The 21,901-nt window shown below is 73.0% G+C and carries 16 protein-coding genes; 11 read left to right on the top strand and 5 right to left on the bottom strand.

The annotated features are described in order from the left end of the window. Nucleotides 1-71: 71 nt before the first annotated feature. Both AB0M43_RS07245 and AB0M43_RS07240 read left to right on the top strand, forming a co-directional pair. The gene (locus AB0M43_RS07245; RefSeq protein WP_363721964.1) at nucleotides 72-1,043 is read left to right on the top strand and encodes a LysR family transcriptional regulator; all 972 of its coding nucleotides are present in this window, start codon (nucleotides 72-74) and stop codon (nucleotides 1,041-1,043) included. Between the two features lie 172 nt (nucleotides 1,044-1,215). Continuing rightward, nucleotides 1,216-1,455, top strand: coding sequence for a hypothetical protein (locus tag AB0M43_RS07240; protein WP_363721962.1), 240 nt, complete (start codon nucleotides 1,216-1,218; stop codon nucleotides 1,453-1,455). A gap of 435 nt (nucleotides 1,456-1,890) precedes the next feature. Here AB0M43_RS07240 and ligA read toward each other — a convergent pair whose 3' ends face one another. After that, on the bottom strand, nucleotides 1,891-3,966 hold the full coding sequence (gene ligA / locus AB0M43_RS07235) for an NAD-dependent DNA ligase LigA (RefSeq protein ID WP_363721960.1): 2,076 nt from the start codon (nucleotides 3,964-3,966) through the stop codon (nucleotides 1,891-1,893). Nucleotides 3,967-4,350: 384 nt separating this feature from the next. Here ligA and AB0M43_RS07230 point away from each other — a divergent pair, with 384 nt between their 5' ends. From AB0M43_RS07230 to AB0M43_RS07220, 3 genes are all read left to right on the top strand, one after another. Beyond that, entirely contained in the window at nucleotides 4,351-5,274 is a 924-nt protein-coding gene (locus AB0M43_RS07230; protein WP_363721958.1) for a hypothetical protein, read from the top strand. 254 nt (nucleotides 5,275-5,528) lie between these two features. Continuing rightward, nucleotides 5,529-7,004, top strand: a complete 1,476-nt coding sequence (locus AB0M43_RS07225; RefSeq protein WP_363721957.1) for a hypothetical protein — start codon at nucleotides 5,529-5,531, stop codon at nucleotides 7,002-7,004. 32 nt (nucleotides 7,005-7,036) lie between these two features. Continuing rightward, nucleotides 7,037-7,645, top strand: a complete 609-nt coding sequence (locus AB0M43_RS07220; RefSeq protein ID WP_363721955.1) for a hypothetical protein — start codon at nucleotides 7,037-7,039, stop codon at nucleotides 7,643-7,645. A gap of 126 nt (nucleotides 7,646-7,771) precedes the next feature. Here AB0M43_RS07220 and AB0M43_RS07215 read toward each other — a convergent pair whose 3' ends face one another. The 3 genes from AB0M43_RS07215 to AB0M43_RS07205 form a co-directional block, all read right to left on the bottom strand. After that, on the bottom strand, nucleotides 7,772-8,638 hold the full coding sequence (locus AB0M43_RS07215; RefSeq protein WP_363721953.1) for an SDR family oxidoreductase: 867 nt from the start codon (nucleotides 8,636-8,638) through the stop codon (nucleotides 7,772-7,774). A 104-nt stretch (nucleotides 8,639-8,742) separates the two neighbouring features. Then, on the bottom strand, nucleotides 8,743-9,381 hold the full coding sequence (locus tag AB0M43_RS07210) for a TetR/AcrR family transcriptional regulator (protein ID WP_363721952.1): 639 nt from the start codon (nucleotides 9,379-9,381) through the stop codon (nucleotides 8,743-8,745). A gap of 78 nt (nucleotides 9,382-9,459) precedes the next feature. Then, a complete protein-coding gene (locus AB0M43_RS07205) occupies nucleotides 9,460-10,062 on the bottom strand; it encodes an anthrone oxygenase family protein (RefSeq protein ID WP_363721951.1) in 603 nt (200 codons plus the stop codon). Between the two features lie 80 nt (nucleotides 10,063-10,142). Between AB0M43_RS07205 and AB0M43_RS07200 the strand changes: the two genes are divergently transcribed. From AB0M43_RS07200 to AB0M43_RS07175, 6 genes are all read left to right on the top strand, one after another. Then, the gene (locus AB0M43_RS07200; protein WP_363721949.1) at nucleotides 10,143-12,998 is read left to right on the top strand and encodes an AAA family ATPase; all 2,856 of its coding nucleotides are present in this window, start codon (nucleotides 10,143-10,145) and stop codon (nucleotides 12,996-12,998) included. A gap of 119 nt (nucleotides 12,999-13,117) precedes the next feature. Continuing rightward, nucleotides 13,118-13,762, top strand: coding sequence for a methyltransferase domain-containing protein (locus AB0M43_RS07195; protein ID WP_363721947.1), 645 nt, complete (start codon nucleotides 13,118-13,120; stop codon nucleotides 13,760-13,762). Beyond that, nucleotides 13,759-14,604, top strand: a complete 846-nt coding sequence (locus tag AB0M43_RS07190; RefSeq protein ID WP_363721945.1) for an alpha/beta hydrolase — start codon at nucleotides 13,759-13,761, stop codon at nucleotides 14,602-14,604. The genes AB0M43_RS07195 and AB0M43_RS07190 overlap by 4 nt, the downstream gene beginning before the upstream one ends. A 228-nt stretch (nucleotides 14,605-14,832) precedes the next feature. Continuing rightward, on the top strand, nucleotides 14,833-15,627 hold the full coding sequence (locus AB0M43_RS07185) for a calcium-binding protein (RefSeq protein ID WP_363721944.1): 795 nt from the start codon (nucleotides 14,833-14,835) through the stop codon (nucleotides 15,625-15,627). A gap of 7 nt (nucleotides 15,628-15,634) precedes the next feature. Next, nucleotides 15,635-18,568, top strand: coding sequence for a BTAD domain-containing putative transcriptional regulator (locus AB0M43_RS07180; protein ID WP_363721942.1), 2,934 nt, complete (start codon nucleotides 15,635-15,637; stop codon nucleotides 18,566-18,568). Between the two features lie 127 nt (nucleotides 18,569-18,695). Next, nucleotides 18,696-19,784: a hypothetical protein gene (locus AB0M43_RS07175; protein WP_363721940.1), complete on the top strand. Its 1,089-nt coding sequence runs from the start codon at nucleotides 18,696-18,698 to the stop codon at nucleotides 19,782-19,784. 81 nt (nucleotides 19,785-19,865) lie between these two features. Here the strand turns inward: AB0M43_RS07175 and AB0M43_RS07170 are convergent, their stop codons facing one another. Next, nucleotides 19,866-21,800 (bottom strand): hypothetical protein, encoded by a 1,935-nt coding sequence (locus tag AB0M43_RS07170; RefSeq protein ID WP_363721938.1) that lies wholly within the window; start codon nucleotides 21,798-21,800, stop codon nucleotides 19,866-19,868. Nucleotides 21,801-21,901 lie beyond the last annotated feature (101 nt).

Raw genomic sequence — 21,901 nt, 5'->3', positions numbered from 1 at the left:
GTTGTCGAGATAGAAGGATGTCTCCGCTGGTCACCCTGGCGTCAGCACTCAGACGCCCCTAACATCGCGTTATGGAGCTGGAGGTACGGCACCTGAGGGTCGTCTGCGCCATCGACGACTGTGGCAGCCTGACCCGGGCGGCAGCCTCGTTGCAGGTGACGCAGCCGGGTCTGAGCGCCCAGCTGCGCCGGATCGAGACGATGCTCGGCGGACGCCTGTTCGAACGGACCTCGGCGGGCCTGGCCGCGACCCCGCTGGGCGTGGTGGTCCTGGCCCGCGCCCGCGCCGTGCTGCCCACCCTGGACGAGCTGATGGACACCGCGGCCGTCACCGCCGGATCGGCGTCGGACGTGTTCCGGCTGCGGCTGGGCGCGATCGCCGGTCCGCTCCTCGGATGCCTGGTCACCGCGACGGTGGCGTCGCTCCCGCAGGCGGTGGTCTCCACGCGGGGATATCCCACCGCGGCGCCGCTGGTGGACGATGTGGCCCATGGCCGGCTGGAGTGCGCGGTCGTCGGCGACTCGCCGGGCTACGAGATGATCGCACCCGCCGGGGTCGTGCTGCGGGAGGTCGTCCGTGAACCGGTGTTCGCGCTGCTGCCCGCGACGCATCCGCTCGCCGCGCGGGCCGAGGTCGACCTGTGCGACCTGGCGGGGGAGGACTGGGCGATGCCCCATCCACAGGACCGCACACCCGAGTACTGGTCACGGGCGATGTCCGGGCGGAAGCTGGCCATCCGGCACCGGGCCGACGGACGGCTCCTGGTCGAACTCGTCCGGCACGGGCACGCGGTGAGCCTGTGCCAGGTGACCTTCGACGAGGTACCCGGCGTGGCTGTCCGCCCCCTGGTGGGTGACCCGCTGTGGTTCCGGCACCTGCTGGCGTGGCACCGCGACGGGCCACTGGCAGAGGTCGGCGACCTCGTCACCGCTGACGTGCGCCGGGCCTACGAGGCGGCGTGCGCGGCGCACCCGGCATACCAGCGGTGGCGTGCCGCACGGCCAGAGCCGGACGTGACGGCCTCGTCACCCATCGCGGAGTGACGGAGTCTGGGCGCCACGGGATCCTGGGCGGTGAACGGAAAATATCGTTCAAGCCCCGCAATTGGTGTAGCTCGCACATAATGGACCGTGGTACGTCACAGGTCGTGGCGGTCTCGCCGGGAACCGGCCACGGTCCAGGCGGGCGCCGTCGCGGGAGTGAAAGGTGGACTGTATGAAGCGGTGGGTCAGAAACGGCATCGGTGTGGGCGTGCTGGCGGCGGCGATCGTCGCCATCGGCGCGGGCCCGGCCCAGGCGGGCGACGACGCGGGCGACGTGCACGCGTCGGTCGGCAGCGTGCAGGCCTGGGTCTGTGACGACGTGAAGGTCTGGGTCGGCGGGGTGCACGCCTCGATCAGCGACCCGCACGCCCAGCACCACCCTGGCCTCTCCGGGGCCCCGAACAGTCACTAGCAGTCGCCCAAACAGGCCGGCCCGGGCAAGCGTGCCCGAGCCGCCCACGCTGGTCCGGTCCCGTGTCAGGCAGCCTGACACGGGCCCGGACCGGGCGCGGTCGGGGCCCCGGAACTCCACCATCGATTCGCGGAAGTACGGGTCGTCAGTGACGATCGCGGCGGTCCGGCACTAATGCGCACCCACACATCGGGTCCACGGTGGAGGATCGCTCGATTCGCCACATCCGCCGACCCTGGGGGCTTCTCCGAGCCGGTGGCCACTACGCCAGCTACCTGGGGATGCCCGTGCCCGGGTGAAGTGTTCTGGGGTGGACATCGCGTTGGGGTCCTCCGTCATCGAACAGCCCGGCAGCCTGACTGGCCGGGTCTGCGGCCGGCCGCCCGCCGCATCGATGGCACGGCCGGCGGGTCGGACGGTTACCGGGAACGCGGGTCAGTTCGGCAGGAACGCGGCGACGAGTTCGGCGAACTCGTCAGGCCCGATGACGGTGACGCCGAGGGTTTCGGCCTTGGCGAGCTTCGAGCCGGCCTTGTCCCCGGCGACGAGCAGGGCGGTCTTCGCCGACACCGAGCCGGACGCTTTGCCACCGGCGCGTTCGATGAGTTCGTTCATCTCGTTGCGCGACAGCTCGGCGAGGGGGCCGGTCATGGAACCGGTCACGACGACGGACTTCCCCGCGAGCGGGAGATCAGAGCCCTCCCCAGTGGACTCCTGGCCGGGCGGGGTCGCGCCCGGTTCGGTCATATTCACGCCGGCGGCGACGAGCTTGTCGATCAACGGCGCGAGGTCCTTGAGCTCCTCGACGATGACCGGCGTCTTCTCCGGGCCCAGGCCGTCGACCGCCTGGAGTGCATCGGCATCGGCGGCGCGGATGTGGTCCATGGTCGCGAAGTGTCTGGCGATCCGCCGGGACATCGAACGGCCGGTCCCGCGTACCCCGAGGGCGGTCAGGACCCGGGCGAGGGGCTGCTGCTTGGCGGCCTCCAGCGCGGCGAGGAGGTTGTCGGTGGAGATGTCGCCCATCCGGTCCAGGCCGAGGACCTGCTCGCGGGTCAGGGAGAACAGGTCAGCGAAGTCTCCGATGAGACCGGCGTCGACGAGCTGGACGATCCGGGTGTGCCCGAGGCCCTCGATGTCCAGGGCGTCACGGGACACGGCGTAGTCGATCGAGGCGACCGCGTTGCAGGCCCGGCCCAGGACGCACCGCCAGCGTTCCTGCGAGCGGTCGATGTCGCTGCCGCACCGGGGGCACACCTCGGGGATCGCGATGGGGGTCTCCGCGCCGGTGCGCACGGCGACGAGCGGCGCCTCGATGGCCGGGATGACGTCCCCTGCCCGGTACACGGTCACCTGGTCGCCGAGGAGCAGGCCCTTGCGGGCGATGTCCGCGGCGTTGTGCAGCGTGGCGTACGTGACGATCACCCCGCCGATCTCCACCGGTTCGAGGACGGCCCGGGGTGCGACGATGCCGGTCCGGCCGACCTCCCACTCCACGGCCAGCAGCTTCGTGATCTTCGTGTCGGCGGGCAGCTTGTACGCGATCGCCCACCGGGGCGCGCGGGAGGAGAATCCGGCCTGCTCCTGGTCGAGGGCCGGGTCGGTCTTGATGACGATCCCGTCGATGCCGAACCCCAGGCCCGCGCGGGCGTCGCCGATCTCCTCGATCCGGGCGAGGACCCCGTCGAGGGTGTCGTAGCGGATGTCCCCGGGCAGCGCCGCCGCGCTGGTCCGCACGCCGAGGCCGGTCAGGAGGTTCAGGATGCCGGAGTGCGGCAGGGTCGCCAGGTCGGTGGCGACGGTGTCGCCGGTCGCGTCGAGGGGGAGGGCGCTGTAGCCGAAGAACGTCCACTCGACCTCGTACGGCCGGTTCTTCGTCCGCATGCTCCCGGCCGCCGCGGACCGCGGGTTGCTGAACGGGTCACCGCCGGCGGCGACGCGCGCGGAGGTCGCGGCCTCGTACTGCTCGCGGGTCAGCAGCACCTCGCCCCGGACCTCCAGGGTCTCCGGCCGGGCAAGTCGCTCCGGGAGGCCGACGATGTGGCCGAGGCCCTGGGCGGTGACGTCCTCGCCCTCGGTGCCGTTTCCCCGGGTGACGAGCTGGACGAGCCGTCCGCGCCGGTACCGGGCGGCGATGGCCAGGCCGTCGAGCTTCGTCTCCACCGCCCATGCCTCGACCGGACGCCCGAGGCGCCGCTCCAGGCCGGCCGCCCACGCGGTCAGCTGCTCGGCGTTGAAGACGTTGTCGAGGGACAGCATGGGCCGGGTGTGCGGGACGTCGCCGACCGCCGTTCCGCCGGCCACCTTGCCGGTGGGGGAGTCCGGCAGCACCGCCTCGGGGTGCGCTTCCTCCCAGGCGGTGATCGCCCGCACGAGCGCGTCGTAGACGTCGTCGTCCATCGTCTGGGTGCCGTCGGCGTAGTACGCCGCAGCGGCGGTCGTCGCGGCCTCCACGGCGGCGGCGTAGTCGTCGGGGGAGACGATGGTCGAGGGGGTGGATGCGCTGCTCATGAGGCATATTCTGCCCTGGGGGTACGACAGTTTCGAGAACTTGTGGGTACAGCCTGCGCGTCACGGTGGCCATGCCGGTCCTGCGCCGTCCCGGTGTGTGGCGGTGGGTCCGGCCGGCCCTCAGTGATCACCGGAGCCACCTGTCCGCGGTATCGGAGATCGGCCGGGTCCGCTGGCGGGTCGACGGACACGTGGACAGTCCCGGGCGGAGCCGGCCCGGGCGCGGCCACGCCTCACCCGTAGCTATAAGAGCTGGTTAAGGCGTGTTTCGACATCCGGGACCGGCTGGACAACGCAACGGTCGGCGCCAATATTGGGGGTTCGCGCGACTGCCCCGGCCGGTCACCCGGCGGGGACGCGACCGACGGCGACAAAGGGGACGCGATGGCACCGAATCCGAGATCCGGCCGGGACGGCAGGCACCTGGCGCGGGTGCTGCGCACGGGCACGTTCGCCGAGGCCCTGGACGCGGCGATCACGGCGCGCGGCCTGACGCTGGACCAGTTGCGGTTCCACCTGGCCGAGCGCGGGGTCACGATCAGTCAGACGACGTTGAGCTACTGGCGGCGTAACCGGTCACGTCCGGAGCGCGGGGCGTCGCTGCGGGCGCTGGGGGAACTGGAGGCGCTACTGGGGCTGCCGGCGTCGTCGCTGGTGGTCCTGCTGGGTCCGCCCCGGCCACGGGGGCGGTGGTTGAACGGCTGTGACCGTGACTATCTGTGGCCCAGCGAGGCGCCGGTCATGACGCAGTTGGGTGCCGAGCCGCAGGGCAGGTTCGAGATCCTGTCCACCTACGACGTGGTGACCGTGGCGGCCGACCGCTCGGAGCTCAGGGTGCGGTGCCGGCCGGTGATGCGCGCGCTGCGGCACCTGATCGACCGGTGTGTGATCTTCTACCAGGCCGAGGACACCGACCCGGACCAGGAACCGCCGGAGGTGGTGGCCACCCGGTTCTGCTCCGTCGACCGCGTCCGGTACGACCCGCACAGCCGGCTGCTGGTCGCGGAGCTGTTGCTGGACCGGACCCTGCGGGCCGGTGAGGACACGATCATCGAGTACGAGTTCCGGTTCGCGCCGGGCAGGCGCAGGGACTACTTCCACACCCGGTTCCACTACGGTTCCCGGGAGTACGTGTTGCAGACGGAGTTCCTGGGCGCCGCGCCCACCCGCTGTGACAGTTACCGGAGGCTCACGTGTGACGGGCCCGATCTGGAGTCCCGTCCGGTGCCGATCGGCTCGTCGAACACGGCCCTGCTGGTCGAGCGGGACGTGCCGCCGGGGGTGTGCGGGATGCGGTGGGAGTGGTGACACCGGTCGGGGTGCTGATCAATCTTTCCGTCTGAACCCCGCACCTGTCCGCGTCGCACTCCTGAAGGCTCCTGACCAGCGGAAACACGGTGAAGAGCGGGGCTCGGCCGGGTGGGTGCTTCACACAATTGCCGGCGACATAACTGACGAGCGCCGCGATATTGAACTTGTCCGGGTGAGGTGGTCATCATGGGTCGTCAATCCCCTCACCCCGGCGGTGGCCCGACGGCCACCGTCAGAAAAGGCATCCCCTCATGTCTTCCAGACACCTCCGGCGCGTCGTCGCCACGGCGGTCACGGCGGCGTTCTGCGCCGTGTTCGTGCCGCTGGCCACGGCCGACGCCCACAGCCCCCGGTCCTGTACGCCGCCGGTCGGCACCCACGAGCACTCCGAGGCCGAGCCCAGCTGCGTGACCGCCGACGTCACGCTCGACAGGCTGCCCGCGGTCGGCGAGTCCACGACCGTGCGGGTGAAGCTGCGTTCGCAGGTCGCGATCTCCCGGGCCCGGCTGTCCGTCCAGCTGCCCACCACCCTGCGGCTGAGCAACGGCGGGTCCGGCCTGTCCGCGCCCCGCACCGTCGGCCTGAACCAGGTGGCCGAGCGGACGTTCGCCCTCGGCGGGTCCGAGCGGACCGTCACGTTCGCGGTCACGGCGCTGGCCGCCGGCCCGGCGCAGATCGAGGCGGCCGTCGTCGACGCCGACACCGTCACGCCCGGCCGGTCCGGCAGGGGCTCGGCACTGCTCACCGTCGGGCAGAAGGCGGGTACCTCGAAGGCAGGCATCACCGGGCAGGACTCCCCGGCCGTCACCCTCGCGCCGGGCGTCGGCGCCACCGTGAAGGCCACGCCGTCGTTGGCGCGGTCGGCCGCCCCCGGGCAGATCTGCGCGAAGGGCGCGTTCAACGTCGCGGACAAGGGTGGTACGTGGCTCGCCGGGCGCAACATCCCGGTCACCGTCTCCGGCAAGGCCACCTCCACGTCGGCCACCGTCCCCTACGGCACGGGCCTCACGTCGGCCACCGACGGCTCGTACAACATCTGCTTCAACTCCTCGGTCACCCTGGCGCAGTTGTGGGTGCAGTTCAGCACCAACGGGAGCCTCTGGGGGGTCACCAACAACGCCGGCAGCAGCTTCTACACCGTGACCACGGCGGTGGCGTCCAACGCGGCCCCCGGCACCGACCAGTCCTTCGGCACCAGCGTTCCGGCCTCGGCCTACATGCGCGGGTGGCACGTGTTCGACACCCTGAACCTGCTGTGGTTCGCCCGGGGTTCGGGCATCAACTGCTGGACGGCCCGGGAGTCCGGCACCTGCACGAAGATCACCCTGCACTGGCAGCCGGGCAGCACCACCGGCGCGTCCTTCAACAACTCCGTGCCGTTCGGGCAGCGCTACGTCAACCTCGCCGACGCCGATCCCGACTCCGAGCACCTGGTGCTGCACGAGTCCGGGCACGCGTTCATGGACCTGCTCTACGCTGGCTCCTGGCCGCCGAGCGACTGCCCGAGCGAGCACTTCATCCACCTGCGCACCGGCGCGATGTGCGCGTGGACCGAGGGCTTCGCCAACGCCATCGCCGGCTACCTCAAGGGCGACGGCCGGTTCTACTGGGCCAACGGCGCCTACGCCGACCTGATGCAGACGAACTGGAACAAGCCCAACGAGGAGGCAGCCGCACCAACCCCGAGGACGGCGACTGGGTCGAACTCCGCGTCGCCGGGGCGCTGATCGACCTGTGGCGCAACGTCGACGGCGGACCGGTGGCCACGTTCGACAACATGCGCCAGTACCCGTCGAGTTCTTTCAAGGAATGGTTCACCGTCGACCGGCCCGAAACGAAACTCGACATGACCGCCGCCACCCGTGACCGGGTCTACGCCCACACCATCGACTACCGGACCGCCACGCCCCCCACCACGGGCCTGGCCAACGGCGGCTTCGAGAGCGGCACCACCGGCTGGACCATCACCGGCAACGTCGTCGGGAACTGGACCGGCTACCCCGCCCAGGCCGGCTCGTGGTTCGCGTGGCTGGGCAGTCGCGGCGGCGGCACCACCGACGCGGTGAGCCAGACGTTCACGGTCCCCAGCACCGGCAGCACGGCGACCCTGAACTACCACCTGCGGATCAAGACCGCCGAGACCGGCACCACCGTCTACGACACGTTCAAGGTCCAGGTAACCGACGGCGGCAGCACCACCACGCTGGCGACGTTTTCCAACACCAACGCCAGCAACGGGTACGTGGCCCGCACGCTGAACCTCAGCGGGTACCGGGGCAAGTCGATCACCCTGCGGTTCGTCAGCCTGGAGGACGCCAACCTCCAGACGGACTTCCTGCTCGACAGCCTGTCGGTCACCACCTCCTGACCCGCCACAGGCCGGGCCGCCGGTCCGACCCGCCGTGTGGCGGGCCGGACCGGCGGCGCGGGGTCGTTGCGGGAGCTGAGTCCGGAGTGGACGGGGTTGTCGGCGGACCGGCGGCGCGCTGTCAGGTCAGGACGGGTCCAGGCCCACCAGGTCGGCGCTGATCCGCCAGAGCCGGGCCGCCGCACCGGTGTCGTAGGACGCCGGGCTGGAGGTCCTGGGGCGGAGGCCGACGTAGTACTTCCCGCTGACGCCCTCGACCTCGGCCGCCGACGCCAGGTGCACCGACGTCGCGGCGCCCCGGGCGGGGTTCTTCAGGAACGGCCGGATCAGCGGCAGCACCACCCGGGACAGCGTCGAGGGGTCCTCGGCGCTGAACCCGGTGGACACGACGCCCGGGTGCAGCACCGTGGCGGTGACCCCGGTGCCGTCGAGTCGGCGGGCGAGTTCGTAGCTGAACACGACGTTGGCCAGCTTCGACTGGTTGTAGGCCCGCGCCCCGGAATAGCGCGCCGCCCCCTGGAGGTCGTCGAAATCGAGGCGGCCCATCGACTGCGCGCCGGACGCGACCGTCACGATCCGGGCCGGGGCGCTGGCCCGGAGCCGGTCCAGGAGCAGATTCGTCAGCAGGAACGGCGCGAGGTGGTTGAGGGCGAAGGTGCGCTCCAGCCCGTCCGGGGTCTCGTGGCGGTGCGCCCAGAATCCGCCCACGTTGTTGACGAGCACATCCAGGCGCGGGCAGGCGTCGAGCACGAGGGCCGCGAGGCGGCGGACCTCGGCCTGCGAGGACAGGTCGGCGGCGAGTGCCTCGACCTCGGTGTTGCCGGACGTGGCCCGGATGCCGGCGGCGGCGGCCTCGGTGCGCGCGGTGTCACGGCCCGTGATGAGGACGCGCGCGCCGAGGGCCGCGAGCGCCTCGGCGGTGGCCCGGCCGATCCCGCCGGTGCCTCCGGTGACCAGGACACTCTTGCCGCGCATCGAACTCGGTTCCGTCATCGCCTGCTCCTTCGTCGAGTACCCAAGGAATGTAAAGCAGACGCGACATGGAGTCAAACATTCTTTACCTTGCGGACTGATGGTGCAGGTGACGGCTACCGCCGCTACCGGCCGTAGAGGCGGTAGAACAGCTCGACGGCCTCGGCGGCGCGGGTGCCGATCGTGGCCTCGTCCCAGGTCGGTCCGGCCAGGAGGGCGACGATCTGGGCGTCGCGGACGGCGAGCCCGTAGAGGACCGTGAACGCGTCGGCGGCGTCGGGGCAGTGCAGTTCGCCCTCGTCGTGGGCGCGGGTCAGCATCGCCTCGAACAGCGGACCGGTGGTGTGGCGGCCGTGGGCGAGCAGGAGTCCGCCGAGCCGTGGTTCGGCGGGCAGGCCCGCGATCGCGGTCCGGTTCAGGGCCAGGGACCGCGGCCCGGTGAGCAGCCGGAGCAGCCCGGTGACAGCCGCCAGGAGCGCGGGGCGCAGGGGTGCGCCGGCAGGGGCGTGCAGCGCGGCGCCGAGCCCTTCGTTGGTGGCTGCGGCCTCCCGCAGGATGACGGCCGCCAGGAGGCCGTCGCGGTCGCCGAACCGGCTGTAGATCGTCTCCTTGGACGCCCTGGCCAGCTCGGCGATCCTGCGGGTGGACAGGCCCGGGTACCCCTCGGTCTCCAGGATCGCCACCGTGGCGTCCAGGATCGCGGTCAGCCGGGCCTCGCCCCGCGCGGGGGAGGCGGGACGGGCGGGTCGTGTCGCGGGACTCATCCGAGAACCGTACCGACGCGGGTTCCGCCCCTGCCCGGAACCCGTTGCGGGCCGCCCCTCCGCGCCCCGGTTCCGTGGTCAGTGGCCGGGCGTCGGGCCGTCGTCGCCGGTCTGGACACCACGGTCGGCTTTCGCGTGGGCGCCACCGCGGATCCGGGACATGGTCAGCTCGCGGCCGAGCTCGTACACCGCCGCGCAGGCCAGGCCGAAGGCCATGGTGGAGGCGAGCGTGCGGACCAGGTTCCACGCCGTCCAGGGCTGCTCGTAGGCGGCCCGGACCGTGGCCGGGTCGGCGAGCGCGCCCGGATCCCCGGCGGCGGCCAGCTGCTCGTTGAGCGGGACGCTGAAGCCCAGGGTGAGCAGGAACCCGCCCAGCCCGTAGGTCAGCAGGGCGGCGGCCAGCAGCACGGTCGCGCGGCTCCGCCACCGCCGGGCGCCGAGCGCCACGGCCAGGGCGGTGACGATCAGCGCGCCGAAGAACGTCGGGGCGAATCCGAGGTTGCGGACGTGGGCGTTGATCGCCTGCATCGCGGAGAGGAACACCACGTCGTCGGTGTGGGCCAGTCCCACCATCACCGAGCAGGCGTAGGCGTAGAAGAAGCCAGCGATCAGGGCGAGGAGCACCGTGGCGAGGGCGGCGGCGAGGAGTTGGGCGCGGGGTGGCCGATCGACGTGTGGCATATCCGTACCGTACGGTACGGATATTGCTGGAGTCCAGAGGGCGAGGCACCGCGAGGCTCGTCGGCTGGCATTCTGGTCCCATGCCTCGACGGGTGAGTCCACTGTTCGTCGGCCGCGGGAACGAACTGGGCGCGCTGGCCGCGGCTTTCGACGACGCGGCCAGCGGTACGCCGGGCGCGGTGCTCGTCAGCGCGGAAGCCGGCGGCGGCAAGTCGCGGCTGATCCGCGAGTTCGCTGAGCGGGTGCGGACCCGGGCGCTGGTCCTGACCGGCGCCTGCGTGGGGATGGGGGAGGTGGGCCTGGCGTTCGCGCCGTTCACGGCCGTGCTGCGGGAACTGGTCCGGGAGCGGGGCGTCGGTGCGGTGACCGACCTGGTGGGCGGTGCCGGCACGGGGGAACTGGCCTGGTTGCTGCCGGAGTTCGGGGCCGCGCCGGTGACGGCGGATCCGGAGCTGTCGCGGGCCCGGCTCTTCGAGGTGCTGCTCCGGCTGTTCGGCGCGCTCGCCGAGCAGCGGCCCCTCGTCCTGGTGGTGGAGGATCTGCACTGGGCCGACCGTTCCACCCGCGACCTGTTGCGCTTCCTGGTCGCCAACCTGAGGGACACCCCGGTCCTGCTGGTGGTCACGCTGCGTGAGGACAGGTCCCGGCCACTGCGGCTGTACCTCGCCGAGCTGGAGCGGATGGACGGCGTCACCCGGTTGCCGCTGCCCCGGCTGTCCCGGGTGGAGATCGGCGCACAGTTGGAGGGCATCCTGGGGTACCCGCCCGACGCCGCCGCGCTCGCCGAGGTGCACCGGCGCGGCGACGGTGTCCCGTTGTTCACCGAGGCCATGATCAGCGCGGATGGCACCGTCAGGTCCTCGGTACCCGGGTCGTTGCGGGACCTGCTGCTGGGCGCGGTCGGAGAACTGCCCGAGGACACCCAGCACGTGGTACGGACGGCCTCGGTCGGCGGCGTGCGCATCGGGCACCCGCTGTTGGCCGCGGCGACCGGGTGCTCCGACGCCGCCCTGGCCGCGCATCTTCGCCGCGCGGCACTGGCGGACGTGCTGGCCGACGACGGGGACGGGTACGCGTTCCGCCACGGCCTGATCCGGGAGGCGGTGTACGGGGACCTCCTCGCCGGGGAGCGCGCCCGGGCACACCGCGCCTACGCCGAGGCGCTCGACGCCAAACCGGGCCGGGACTGGCCCACGTCGGTGCGACTCGCGACGCACTGGCTGGGCGCGCACGACGACGAGCGGGCACTGGGCGCGGCGTGGACGGCGGCGGGGGAGTGCGCGACCGGCCTGGCGTACGGCGACCAGCTGCGGATGTTGGAACAGGTTCTCGACCTCTGGGACCGGGCGCCGACCGGGGCCGGCGGCACCGGAACCGACCACGCGGGCGTCCTCGGGCTCGCCGTCGACGCCGCCTGCTGGGCCGCTGAGTCCGAACGGGGCCTGGCCCTCGCGGAGCGGGCGCTGCGCGAGGACCCCGTGCGGTCCGACGACGAACAGGTCGCGGCCCTGCTCCTGCAGCGGGCCGTGCTGCGCCAGCAACTGCTGCTCCCCGGCCCCACGGAGGACCTCCGCCTGGCGTTGGGGCTCGCGGCCACCCCGGGCCGGCTGCGGGCGGAGACCCTCGGGCAGATCTGCCGCGCCCTGCTGCAGGAGGACGGGTACGCCGAGGCCGCGCCGCTGGCCGCCGAACTGTCGCGGCTGGCGGGGCGGCTCGACGACGACGAGTACCGTACTGAGGCGCTCCTCACCGTGGCCCAGGTCCACGCGCCGGACGGACCCGACACCGCCTCCGCGGTGCGGGAGGCGCTGCGGGCGGCCGAGCGGATCGGCAACGCGCGGCTGGAGGTGCTGGCGCACGTCGCGTTGACCGAGGCGCTGGAGAACGACGGCGACCACGTGGCCGCGATCGAGGCCGGCCGCGCGGCCCTGGCCCGAACGGCGCTGGCGGGGCAGGGCCGCTACCTCGGAGCGACGGTCGCCCAGAACCTGGCGCTGGCGCTGACGTCCGCCGGCCGGTGGGACGAGGCGTCAGCCGTCGTGGCGGACGCGCTCGGACTGGACCCGCCGCCGTCCGGGCGCGCGCAGCTCCTGCTGTGCCGGGGCCAGATCGCCGTCGCGCGCGGCGATCTGGACACCGGGGCGCGGGTGGTCGGGGAACTCCGCGCGCTGCCGCCGGGTCCGCGCGCCGCGGTCCGTCGGACTCTCCGGCTGGAGATCGAGTACCAGCTGGCCGTCGGGGACCCGGCCGGCGCGCTCGCCACCGCCGGAGAGGTCCCCGCCCAGAGTGGGGCCGGCGACCCGCGCCAGTGGTGGCCCGTGCTCGCGACGGCGGCGCGCGCGTGCGTCGAGGCCGGGCCCCTCCACCCCGTGGCCGTCGCGGAGCTCCTGGCGGCACTGGAGCGTTCCGCCACGGACCTTCCGCGTCGGGGGCGGGTCGAGCGGGCCCACGCGGCGGTGTTCGCGGCGGAGCTGTCCCGCACCCGCGACCGCCCCGACCCTGCGGCATGGGACACGGCCGCCGAGGCATGGTCCGACCTCGGCGAGCCCTGGCCGCTCGCCTACGCGCTGACCCGGGCGGCCGCGGCCCACGCGGCCGACGGTGGCCGCGACCAGGCGGCGGTCCGGCTCCGGCGGGCGGCGGAGATCGCCGGCGAACTGGGCGCCGAGCCGTTGCTGCGCCGGGTCGCCGACCTCGGCCGCAGGGCCGGATCCGCCGCCGTGGGGCCGGTACCCCTGGGGCTGACGGCCCGCGAGCTGGAGGTGCTCCGCCTCGTGGCGGCCGGGCTGGGCAACCGGGAGATCGGTGCCGAGCTATTCATCTCCGCGAAGACCGCGAGCGTGCACGTGTCCAACATCCTGTCGAAACTCGGCGTGCCCACCCGGGGCGGCGCGGCCGCCGTCGCCCACCGCCTGCACCTGTTCGACCCGCGATAAGGCCCCGGGGAGCCGGCGGAGAGGAAAAGATAAGGCGATTGCCGCATCCGCCCGGGGACGCCTTAGGGCGAAGGTGGGAGCTGGCCGGACACGCCGGCCCGCGGAAACAGGAGTCTCCCATGATCACTACCGAAGCGGTCGACCCGCGACGCGTCGAGGCGCTGCGCCGGAACAGACATACCGTCGAGTCGTACGAACGGTGGGCCAAGGGGTACGCCGAGAGCGTGTCCCCCGAGCAGTCGCCCTTCGGCGCGGCAGCGCTGCGCCGGCTGGCCGGGGCGGCGGGTCCGGGGGGCACGGTCCTCGAGGTCGGGTCGGGGCCGGGCTGGGACGCCGACTTCGTGGAGTCCCTCGGGGTCGCGGTCCGGCGCACCGACGCCACCGGCGCGTTCCGCGACATCCAGACGGCGAGGGGCAAGCAGGTCGGACACCTGGACCTGCTCGCCGACGACCTCGGGGGCCCGTACGACGCGGTCCTGGCCATGTGCGTCCTCATCCACATCGACCGCGCGCTCACGGACCTGGTGCTCGGCAAGGTCGCCGGGGCACTACGACCGGACGGCGCGTTCCTGGTCAGCGTCCGCGAGGGCACAGGAGAACTCTGGGACTCCGGTGAGGCCGCGGGGTGCCACCTGGTCTTCTGGGACCGCGCCGGGTTCGCCGCCCGGCTGGCCTCGGCCGGCTTCACCGTCGACTGGGACGACCGGCACGTCTACGGCGGCGACGAGCCGTGGCTGACCTTCCTCGCCCGGAGGACCCGGTGAACACCTCCGGAGAACGGATGCTCCGGGCCAACGGGGTCGACCTGTGCGTGGAGACGTTCGGCGATCCGGCGGACCCCGCCGTGCTGCTCATCCACGGGGCGTGCGCCTCGATGCTGTACTGGGAGGAGGAACTGTGCCGGCGGATCGCGCGGGGCGGCCGGTACGTGATCCGGTTCGACAACCGTGACACGGGCCTGTCGGTGGCCTACCCGCCGGGCGCGCCGGGGTACTCGATGCGCGACCTGGCCGCCGACGCCGTCGGCATCCTCGACGCCCTCGGGGTGGACCGGGCACACGTCGTCGGCCGGTCGATGTCCGGCGGGACCGCCGTGATCGCCGCGCTCGACCACCCGGGCCGGGTGGCCTCGCTGACCCTGGTCACCACCACGCCGGGCGACGGCGACCTGCCGCCGATGTCGGCGGAGTTCCTCCGCTACACCGGGTCGGGTGGGCCGGACCCGACCGACCCGACCGCGGTGGTGAACTTCGTCGTGGGGCTCGTGCGGGCGTACGGGGGCGGATCGGGCCACTTCGACGAGCCGGCCGTGCGCGCGGTGGCCGAGCGGGACGTCGCCCGTACCAGGAACATCGCGTCCTGCCTGACCAACCACTTCATCATGGACCTCGCCGGGCCGGTCCACGGCGGGCTCGGCGACATCGACGTGCCCACCCTCGTGGTGCACGGGGAACTCGACCCGGTCTTCCCGCTTCCGCACGGCGAGGCGTTGCGGCGGGCGGTGCCGGGCGCCGAACTGCTCGTCCTCGCTGGCGCCGGGCACGAACTACCGCCCCCCACCTGGGACGTCTTCGTGCCCGCCCTCCTCGCACACACCGCGCGCTGATACTTGTGCGCGGGGCGCCCAGGCCTCAGTTCCTCGTCCTTCTGAAACCGTCGCCGCGGAACGGCCGTGGCAGGAGCCCCAAGCCCACGGGTCATGGGGCGGGCCCTGGGCGAGGAGTGGTTGGCCGATACCGACCTGGCTGAAACGAGGTAGATAAATCGCAGTCCATCGATGTTCTACTGGACGGGAAGGGCGCGGCGGGCGCCCCGGACCAGGGTGGAGCCGAAGATGCGAACTGATCCGCGACGGGTGATCGCCATGGTGGGCTGCGCGGTCGCGCTGGCCATCAACTCCGCGCCCCCGCCCGCCGCCACCACCGCCGGCACGGTCCGCGTGACCGGCGGACAGCTGACCTTCACCGCCGGCGCCGGTGCGGACAACAACGTCGTCATCACGCCGTTGGCGAACGGCCTGGTCGATTTCCGGGACGTCGGCGCCGACCTGATCGCGGGCGACGGCTGCGACCAGATCAGCGCCAGCCAGGCCAACTGCCACGGGGTGACGTCCATTCTCGCCGACGGCCGGGACGGCAACGACTCGATCGGCGTGCGCGAGACGGTGTTCGCGCCCGTCGCCCCGACCCCGGCGACGCTGCGGGGCGGGAGCGGCGACGACCAGCTGCGCGGCGGGTCCGGCGCGGACGTCCTCGACGGCGGCCCGGGAGCCGACACGCTGGTCGGCGGGACCGGCGTCGACACGGTGACCTACGCCGGCCGGACCGCGCCCGTCGTCGCCGACCCGGACGGGACCCGGTTCGACGACGGCGAGGCCAAGGAGCGCGACACGATCGAGCTCGACGTGGAGAACCTGGTCGGAGGCTCGGCCGCCGACCACCTGAGCGGCAACGACGCGGCCAACCGGTTGCTGGGCAGCGCCGGCGGGGACTACCTGTACGGACTCGGCGGCACCGACCGGCTCGAAGGGCAGTCCGGCTTCGACCACCTCGACGGCGGGTACGACAGTGATGTCTGCGTCCCGGGGCCCGACGGCGCGAGCACGAACTCCTGCGAGATCGTGCTCTGATTCCACTATGGAAATACGGTTGCTGGGGCCGCTCGAACTCACGGTGGGGGATCGGGTGGTCCCGCTGGGCGGCGCCCGGCGCGGTGCGCTGCTCGGTCTGCTCGCGCTGCGCCTGCCGGCGGTCGTGTCCGTCAGCCAGCTCGTCGACGACCTGTGGTGCGAACGGCCGCCCCCGGCCGCCGTGAGCTCGCTGCGCGCGCACGTCTCCCGGCTGCGCGGCGTGCTCGACGACGCCGGCCTGCCGGGGCTGATCGCGACCCGGCCACCCGGGTACGCGCTGTGCGCGGAGCCCGGGGCCGTGGACGCGTCCCGGTTCCACGCGCTGAGTGTCCAGGGCCGTGCGGCCCTCGACGCCGGCCGCGTGGACGAGGCCGCCCGGTGTCTGCGGGCCGCCCTGGAGCTGTGGCGGGGCGAGGTCCTCGCCGGCTACGTGCTCGGCGAGGACGCCCGCGCCGAGATCGTCCGGCTGGCCGAGGAGCGGCTGTACACCTCGGAGAGCCTCTATGCCGCCGAGCTCGGCCGGGGCCAGCACGGCTGGGTGGCCGCCGAACTGGAGACGATGGTGGCCCGGTACCCGCTCCGCGAACGGCTGTGGGAACTGCTGATGACCGCCTACCTGCGCGGCGGCCGGCAGGGCGACGCGCTCGCCGGCTACCGGCGGGCCCGCGAAGCCCTGGTCGCCGCGCTGGGAGTCGAGCCCGGGCCCGGGCTGCGCCGGCTGGAGGCCGCCATCCTGCGCGGCGACGAGCACGTCGGCGACCCCGCCGCCCCGGTCGCCCGGCGCGCCACGGTGCTGCCCGTGCCGATCACCGCCCTGGTCGGCCGGCAGGAGGAGGCCGCCGAGGTCGGCAAGCTGCTGACCCACCACCGGCTGGTCACCCTCACCGGCGTCGGCGGCAGCGGGAAGACCCGCCTGGCGATCGAGATCGCCCACCGCGCCGGACCCGAGGTCGGCTTCGTCGACCTCAGCGCGGTGCGCGACCCGTTGCTGCTGCCGGAGACGGTCGGCACGGCTCTCGGCCTGCCCGAACATCCCGGGGCCCGCCCCGACGAGCTGCTGTCGCGGTACCTGGGCCCGCTGCGGCTGCTGCTCGTCCTCGACAACTGCGAGCACCTGGCCGGGGCGTGCGCGGCCCTGGTCGTGCGACTGCTGGGCACCTGCCCGGGACTGCGGATCCTGGTCACCAGCACCGGCACACTCGGAGTGCTCGGCGAGGTGGCCTGGCCGGTGCCGCCGCTGTCGGTGCCGCCGCCGGACGCCGCGGCCGGCGGACTGACCGAGGTCGGCGGGTACGACGCGGTCCGGCTCTTCCTCGACCGGGCCTCGGTGCCCGGCGTGCGGAGCCTGCGCGACGCGGACGCCGCCGCTCTGATCACCGTGTGCGCCGGGCTGGACGGGCTGCCGCTGGCCATCGAGCTGGCCGCCGCCCGGACCACGGTGCTCACCGTCGGCGAGATCGCCGGCCGGCTCAACGATCCGGGGCTGCTTCGTGGCTCCGGCCCCGGGCACCGGGCACACCACGGCGCGCTGCGCCAGGCGATGGCCTGGAGCTACGGGCTGCTCGACCCCGGCAGCCGGTCGAGGTTCCGCCGGCTCGCCGTCTTCCACGGCGGGTTCGCCCTCGGCGCCGTCGGAGCGGTCTGGCCCGAGAGCCCCGGTCAGGCCGTCGACCACCTGTCGGAACTGGTGGCCAAGTCGCTGGTGGTGGCCGAGCACCGGCCGGGCGAGGTCCGCTACCGACTGCTGGAGACCCTGCGCCGGTACGCCGCCGAGCAGCTCGGAGCCGTTCCCGACGAGCTCACCCGGGCCCGCGCCGACCACGCCGAGCACTACCAGCGGCTCGCCGCGACCACCGACCCCGACCTGCGCGGCCCGGACCTGGACCGGCTGCTCGGGCTGCTCGCCGTCGAGCACGACAACCTCCGCGCGGCACTGGCCTGGCACGCCGCCCACCGCCCGGGCGAGCCCGAACTCGGCTTCGCCACCGACCTGGCCCGCTACTGCCACCTGCGCGGCAGGTACCGGGAGGGGCGCCGCTGGCTGGAGGAGGCGCTCGGCCGGGTCGGCGGGATGCCGGCGTCACCGGCCCTGGCCCGCGCGCTCAACCGGGTGGCCCGGTTGGCCTTCTTCGAGTGCGACTACGCCGCCGCGACCGCGCACGGCGAGCGGGCCCTGGCCACGCACCGGGAGCTGGCCGACGTACCGGGCGCCGCCGCGGCGCTCGGCCTGCTCGGTTCCATCGCCCGCGAACGCGGCCACTACGACGTGTCGCTGTCCTGGCACCGACGGTCCGCCGAGGCGTACCGGAGTGCGGGCGACCCCGGCGGCGAGGCGACGGCGCTGCAGTTGGCCGGTTTCACGCACTGGCTCGGCGGTGACCTTTCCGAGGCTGAGCGGCTCCTCGACCGGGCGCTGGGCCGGTTCCGGCAGCTCGAAGACCCCGAGGGGGTGGCGTCCTGCCGGCTGCACCTGGCGGCGGTGTCCCACTACCGGGGCGACCAGGTCCGGGCCCGGTCGCTGGCCGAGCGTGCTCTCGCCGGCTTCGGTGACCTGGGCTTCGACGAGGGCAGGGCCTGGGCGTCGAACATCCTCGGCCTCGTCGAGCAGGCCGAGGGTGCGCCCGCCGCCGCGATCACCCGGCTGCGGCTGAGCCTGGAACTGCACTGCGGGATCGGCGACCGCTGGCGGGCGGCCAGCGTCGCCGAAGCGCTCGCCGCCTCCCTGGCCGGCGGCCCGGACACCGTGGCGGCGGCCGAGCTGTTCGGCGCGGCGAACGCGATCCGGGCCGTGCTCGGCACCCCCGTGCCGCCCCGGGAACGCCCGGCCCGGGACGCGACCGCAGCGGCGCTCCGCGCGGCCCTGCCGGACCGGGAGCGGTACGCCGCCCTCGACCGGGGCGAGGAACTGCTCCTGGCCGACCTGCCGGGACTGGTTCCCTGAGCGGCGGCAATCCATCGGCAATCGATCCACAATCCCGCCTTGCTACTTGTAGCGGAGGCGGCCGAGCGGGCCGCACGGACGAGGGCCCGGTGCCCAGTCGTCCGTCCGTTCGAAGGAGGACAGATCCATGCGCATCCGTTCCCTGCTCCTCGCGTTCGGCGTCCTACTCGGGGCGCTCCTCGCACCCACTCCGGCCTCGGCGACCCCGCCGGTCCGGTACGCCTTCGCCTATGTCGACGCGCCGGCGGCTCCGGCCTGGGTCAACCTGTCGGCCGCGCACCGCTGGCCGGTCGGCGTCCAGGGCATGAAGATCGGCCCCGGCCGGTACCAGATCAAGTTCCCCGGCGTCGGCTACGGCAGCCGGGGCGTGGCACACGTGACCGCCGTGGACTACGGCGCCCGCAACTGCCAGCTCGTCGGCTGGACGCAGACGTCGACCGGCGACGAGATCGTCACCACCCAGTGCTGGCAGGTCGCCGGCGGCGTCATCTCGCCGGCCGACACCCGGCACACCGTGGTGTGGACGGTCGGCTCCGGGGTACTGGCCGCCGGCCAGCCCGGCCACGCGTACGTGCACTACCGGCCCGGCGTCGGCATCGTCGACCAGTACAACTCCCTCGGCCTGGTCAACGGGGTGGCGGGCGCCAACCCCTACACCGTGACCTTCCCGGCGGTCGGTGACCCGGCGGGCGCGGTGCTGGCCGGCGACGTGCAGGTCACCGCGATCGATCCGCTGTACCACCGGCGGTGCAAGCTCGGCTCGTTCACCCACAGCGGCACCAACATCACGGCGGTGGTGCTGTGCTTCGACGGCGCCAACGGCCTGCCCCCCACCGAGTTCGCCGTCTCCTACCACCGCAGGCAGTCGGTGTACGGGGCGTTCGCGCCGCCCACCCGGATGGGCTACCTGTGGTGCCTGCCCGGCGGCGGGACCGTGCCCGGCCAGACCAACTGGAACAGCGTCGTCGGGGTGGGCGGCAACAGCTGCGCCGCGCTCGCCCCGGGCTTCTACCAGTCGAGTTGGCCCCAGATCGGCCCGCCGCAGACCAACGCGCACGTCACCGCGATCAGCACGCAGCCGAACTTCTGCAACCTGAAGCTGCTCTGGTCGGCGAACGCGGCCTTCGACGTCACCGGCCACCAGGGCTGCTGGACCAGCCCGGGCGGCGTCGCGGTCAACGAGCCACATCTGATGACGTTCACGTCCAGGGTCTGAGTCTCCGGCGCTGCCGTCACCTGCGAACCTCCAGGTGACGGCAGCGCCGGGCTGCTCCATGGGCCCGCGCAGCGGGTCGGCCTACTTGGGCAGGGCCAGGTACTTGGTGACGCCGGTGGTGAAGGTGACCCGGGAGATCGGATCGCTGCCGTACTGGTCGTGTCCGGAAGTCCTGACCCCGGTGATGAACAGCGATCCGGCCTGGGTGGAGGTGTAGGTGAGGCTGTTGGTGGAGCGGGTCCACGTGACGTCGGTTCCGCCGGCCAGGATGGCGAAGTGGGTGTTGCGGTAGGCGGTGTAGCTGGCCAGGCCGGGCCAGTCGTAGGTGCGCAGGGGCACGGTGTACAGCTGCTGGTACTTCGCGAGGAGCGCCGTGAGCCAGTCGAAGGTGAGGCTGTGCCCGGGGGCGTACTGGCGCAGGTTGCCCTGGTGCAGGGTGTGGGAGTAGACGGAGCCGGCCGCCAGGTGGCCGAGGGCGACGGTGGCCTCGCGGTCGACGACCTCGGGGTAGGTGAGGTCGTGGTCGAACGCGGGGAACCGGCCGGCGGGCCCGTAGTAGGAGTTGTAGAACGCGGTCTCCTCGTCGGGTGTGGTGACGTGGTAGGCGATGTTGGTCGGCCAGTCGGGCACGACGAGCAGGGTCGGGGTCAGGGGGTGCGCCCGGGAGCAGTTGACGCAGGCGGGCCGGTGCGAGGCGAAGGACATGTTGCCGTGTAGGTACCGGACGCCGGCGGCTTTCGCGGCGTTGAGCAGCTGGTGGTTGGACGCGGCCAGGCCGTGGTCGGTCGGCGGGTCGGTGGCGTTGTCGGGGTCGGGGTGGAAGACGCCGAGTCCGGAGTACTCGGGGGTCTTCAGGACGGTGCCGGGCACGCTCAGCCCGAGGGTGTTGGCGGCGGTGAGGTTCGCGGTGATCTCGGCGGAGCTGTCGGCGTAGGTCGTGGCGTTCATCTTCGGGTGGCTGAAGGTGTGGTTGATCCAGCGGAACTGGCCGGACAGGCAGCGCGCGTAGCTGGTCAGGGCATCGGGGGTGCCGTCGGCGGAGCACTGGGCGGGGGCGGCGGCGTTGGCTCCCTCGCCGTTGTAGGCCAGGTTGAGGGCAAAGGCCGAAGCCTGGGGGTACCCCTGACGTAGCGCCGCCTGCTGGGTCGCCGCGGCGGCCAGGTCCTCGCCGGTGATGCGGAACTCGCCCGGGTCACGGCTGCCGTCGGCCAACAGGTGGTCCGTACTGTTGAACAGGTCGTCCACGTCGACGTGCAGCCAGTGCCGCTGTTCGCCGACGAACACGCCGCGCGTGGCCCAGCGCAGCAGTCCGTAGCTGAGCAGGTCGGCCTGCGGCAGGTACTGGTTCGACGTGAATGTCAGCGCCATCCGTTCGCGCCCGTCGGGGGCGGTGGCGGTCACCGCCACGATGTCCGGGCCGAGGGTCAGGATCGGGGTGGCCGCGCAGCCCGGGGCGATCGTGCTGCGGTAGACGTAGGACAGCTGGATCGGGATCTGTCCGCCGGGCCGGAGGTAGTCGAAGACCGCCGCTCCGGCCGGGGTCAGGGTCGCCGGTTGCGGTGTGGAGCCGATGCCCTCCTCGTTGCCGGAGCGCAGGCAGTATTCCTCGGGATACGTGCCGAATCCGGCGTAGAGCGCGACCTGGCGCACGTGGTAGACGGCCTCGTAGTTCCACAGGGCCGTCCACTCGCCGGCGTCGAGCGCGGACGTGTAGCCGCCGTTGCCGTCGGCGGTGAGCAGGGCCGCGCTGGTGAGCAGGACCGCGTCGTAGCGGCCGACCCCGTCCTCCCGCACCAGGGCGCCCAGCGGGGTGGCGCCGGCCAGGAGGACGTCGTAGGGGCTGCCGACCCGGTCGAGTTCGCTCCGCCACGTGGCCAGGCCGAAATCGGCTTCGTCGACGGCGATCACGAGTTGGCGCAGGGCGACCCGGTCGCCCGGATCGGCCGCCTGCGCCATGGTCGGCACGGCGAGCACGACGCCGAGGACGACCATGGCGAGAAGTGCACGAGTTCTCACATCAGCTCCTTCCTGTCAGGATTCGTGCACTGTGGACGGAAATTGACAAGGATGGATGTAACTGTCGTGCGGGTGACACCAGAATCACCTGATCGGCGCCC

The sequence above is a fragment of the Longispora sp. NPDC051575 genome (assembly GCF_040681875.1).
Lineage (GTDB): Bacteria > Actinomycetota > Actinomycetes > Mycobacteriales > Micromonosporaceae > Longispora.
Note: the sequence above shows the minus strand (reverse complement) of the source record. Positions and strands in the feature narration are given on the sequence as shown.

Coding starts and splice junctions, on each gene's coding strand:
- AB0M43_RS07200 (WP_363721949.1), top strand. CDS start 10,143: ATGCCTCGACGGGTGAGTCCACTGTTCGTCGGCCGCGGGAACGAACTG.
- AB0M43_RS07225 (WP_363721957.1), top strand. CDS start 5,529: ATGTCTTCCAGACACCTCCGGCGCGTCGTCGCCACGGCGGTCACGGCG.
- AB0M43_RS07210 (WP_363721952.1), bottom strand. CDS start 9,381: ATGAGTCCCGCGACACGACCCGCCCGTCCCGCCTCCCCCGCGCGGGGC.
- AB0M43_RS07180 (WP_363721942.1), top strand. CDS start 15,635: ATGGAAATACGGTTGCTGGGGCCGCTCGAACTCACGGTGGGGGATCGG.
- AB0M43_RS07245 (WP_363721964.1), top strand. CDS start 72: ATGGAGCTGGAGGTACGGCACCTGAGGGTCGTCTGCGCCATCGACGAC.
- AB0M43_RS07215 (WP_363721953.1), bottom strand. CDS start 8,638: ATGACGGAACCGAGTTCGATGCGCGGCAAGAGTGTCCTGGTCACCGGA.
- AB0M43_RS07175 (WP_363721940.1), top strand. CDS start 18,696: ATGCGCATCCGTTCCCTGCTCCTCGCGTTCGGCGTCCTACTCGGGGCG.
- AB0M43_RS07185 (WP_363721944.1), top strand. CDS start 14,833: ATGCGAACTGATCCGCGACGGGTGATCGCCATGGTGGGCTGCGCGGTC.
- AB0M43_RS07230 (WP_363721958.1), top strand. CDS start 4,351: ATGGCACCGAATCCGAGATCCGGCCGGGACGGCAGGCACCTGGCGCGG.
- ligA (WP_363721960.1), bottom strand. CDS start 3,966: ATGAGCAGCGCATCCACCCCCTCGACCATCGTCTCCCCCGACGACTAC.
- AB0M43_RS07195 (WP_363721947.1), top strand. CDS start 13,118: ATGATCACTACCGAAGCGGTCGACCCGCGACGCGTCGAGGCGCTGCGC.
- AB0M43_RS07205 (WP_363721951.1), bottom strand. CDS start 10,062: ATGCCACACGTCGATCGGCCACCCCGCGCCCAACTCCTCGCCGCCGCC.
- AB0M43_RS07240 (WP_363721962.1), top strand. CDS start 1,216: ATGAAGCGGTGGGTCAGAAACGGCATCGGTGTGGGCGTGCTGGCGGCG.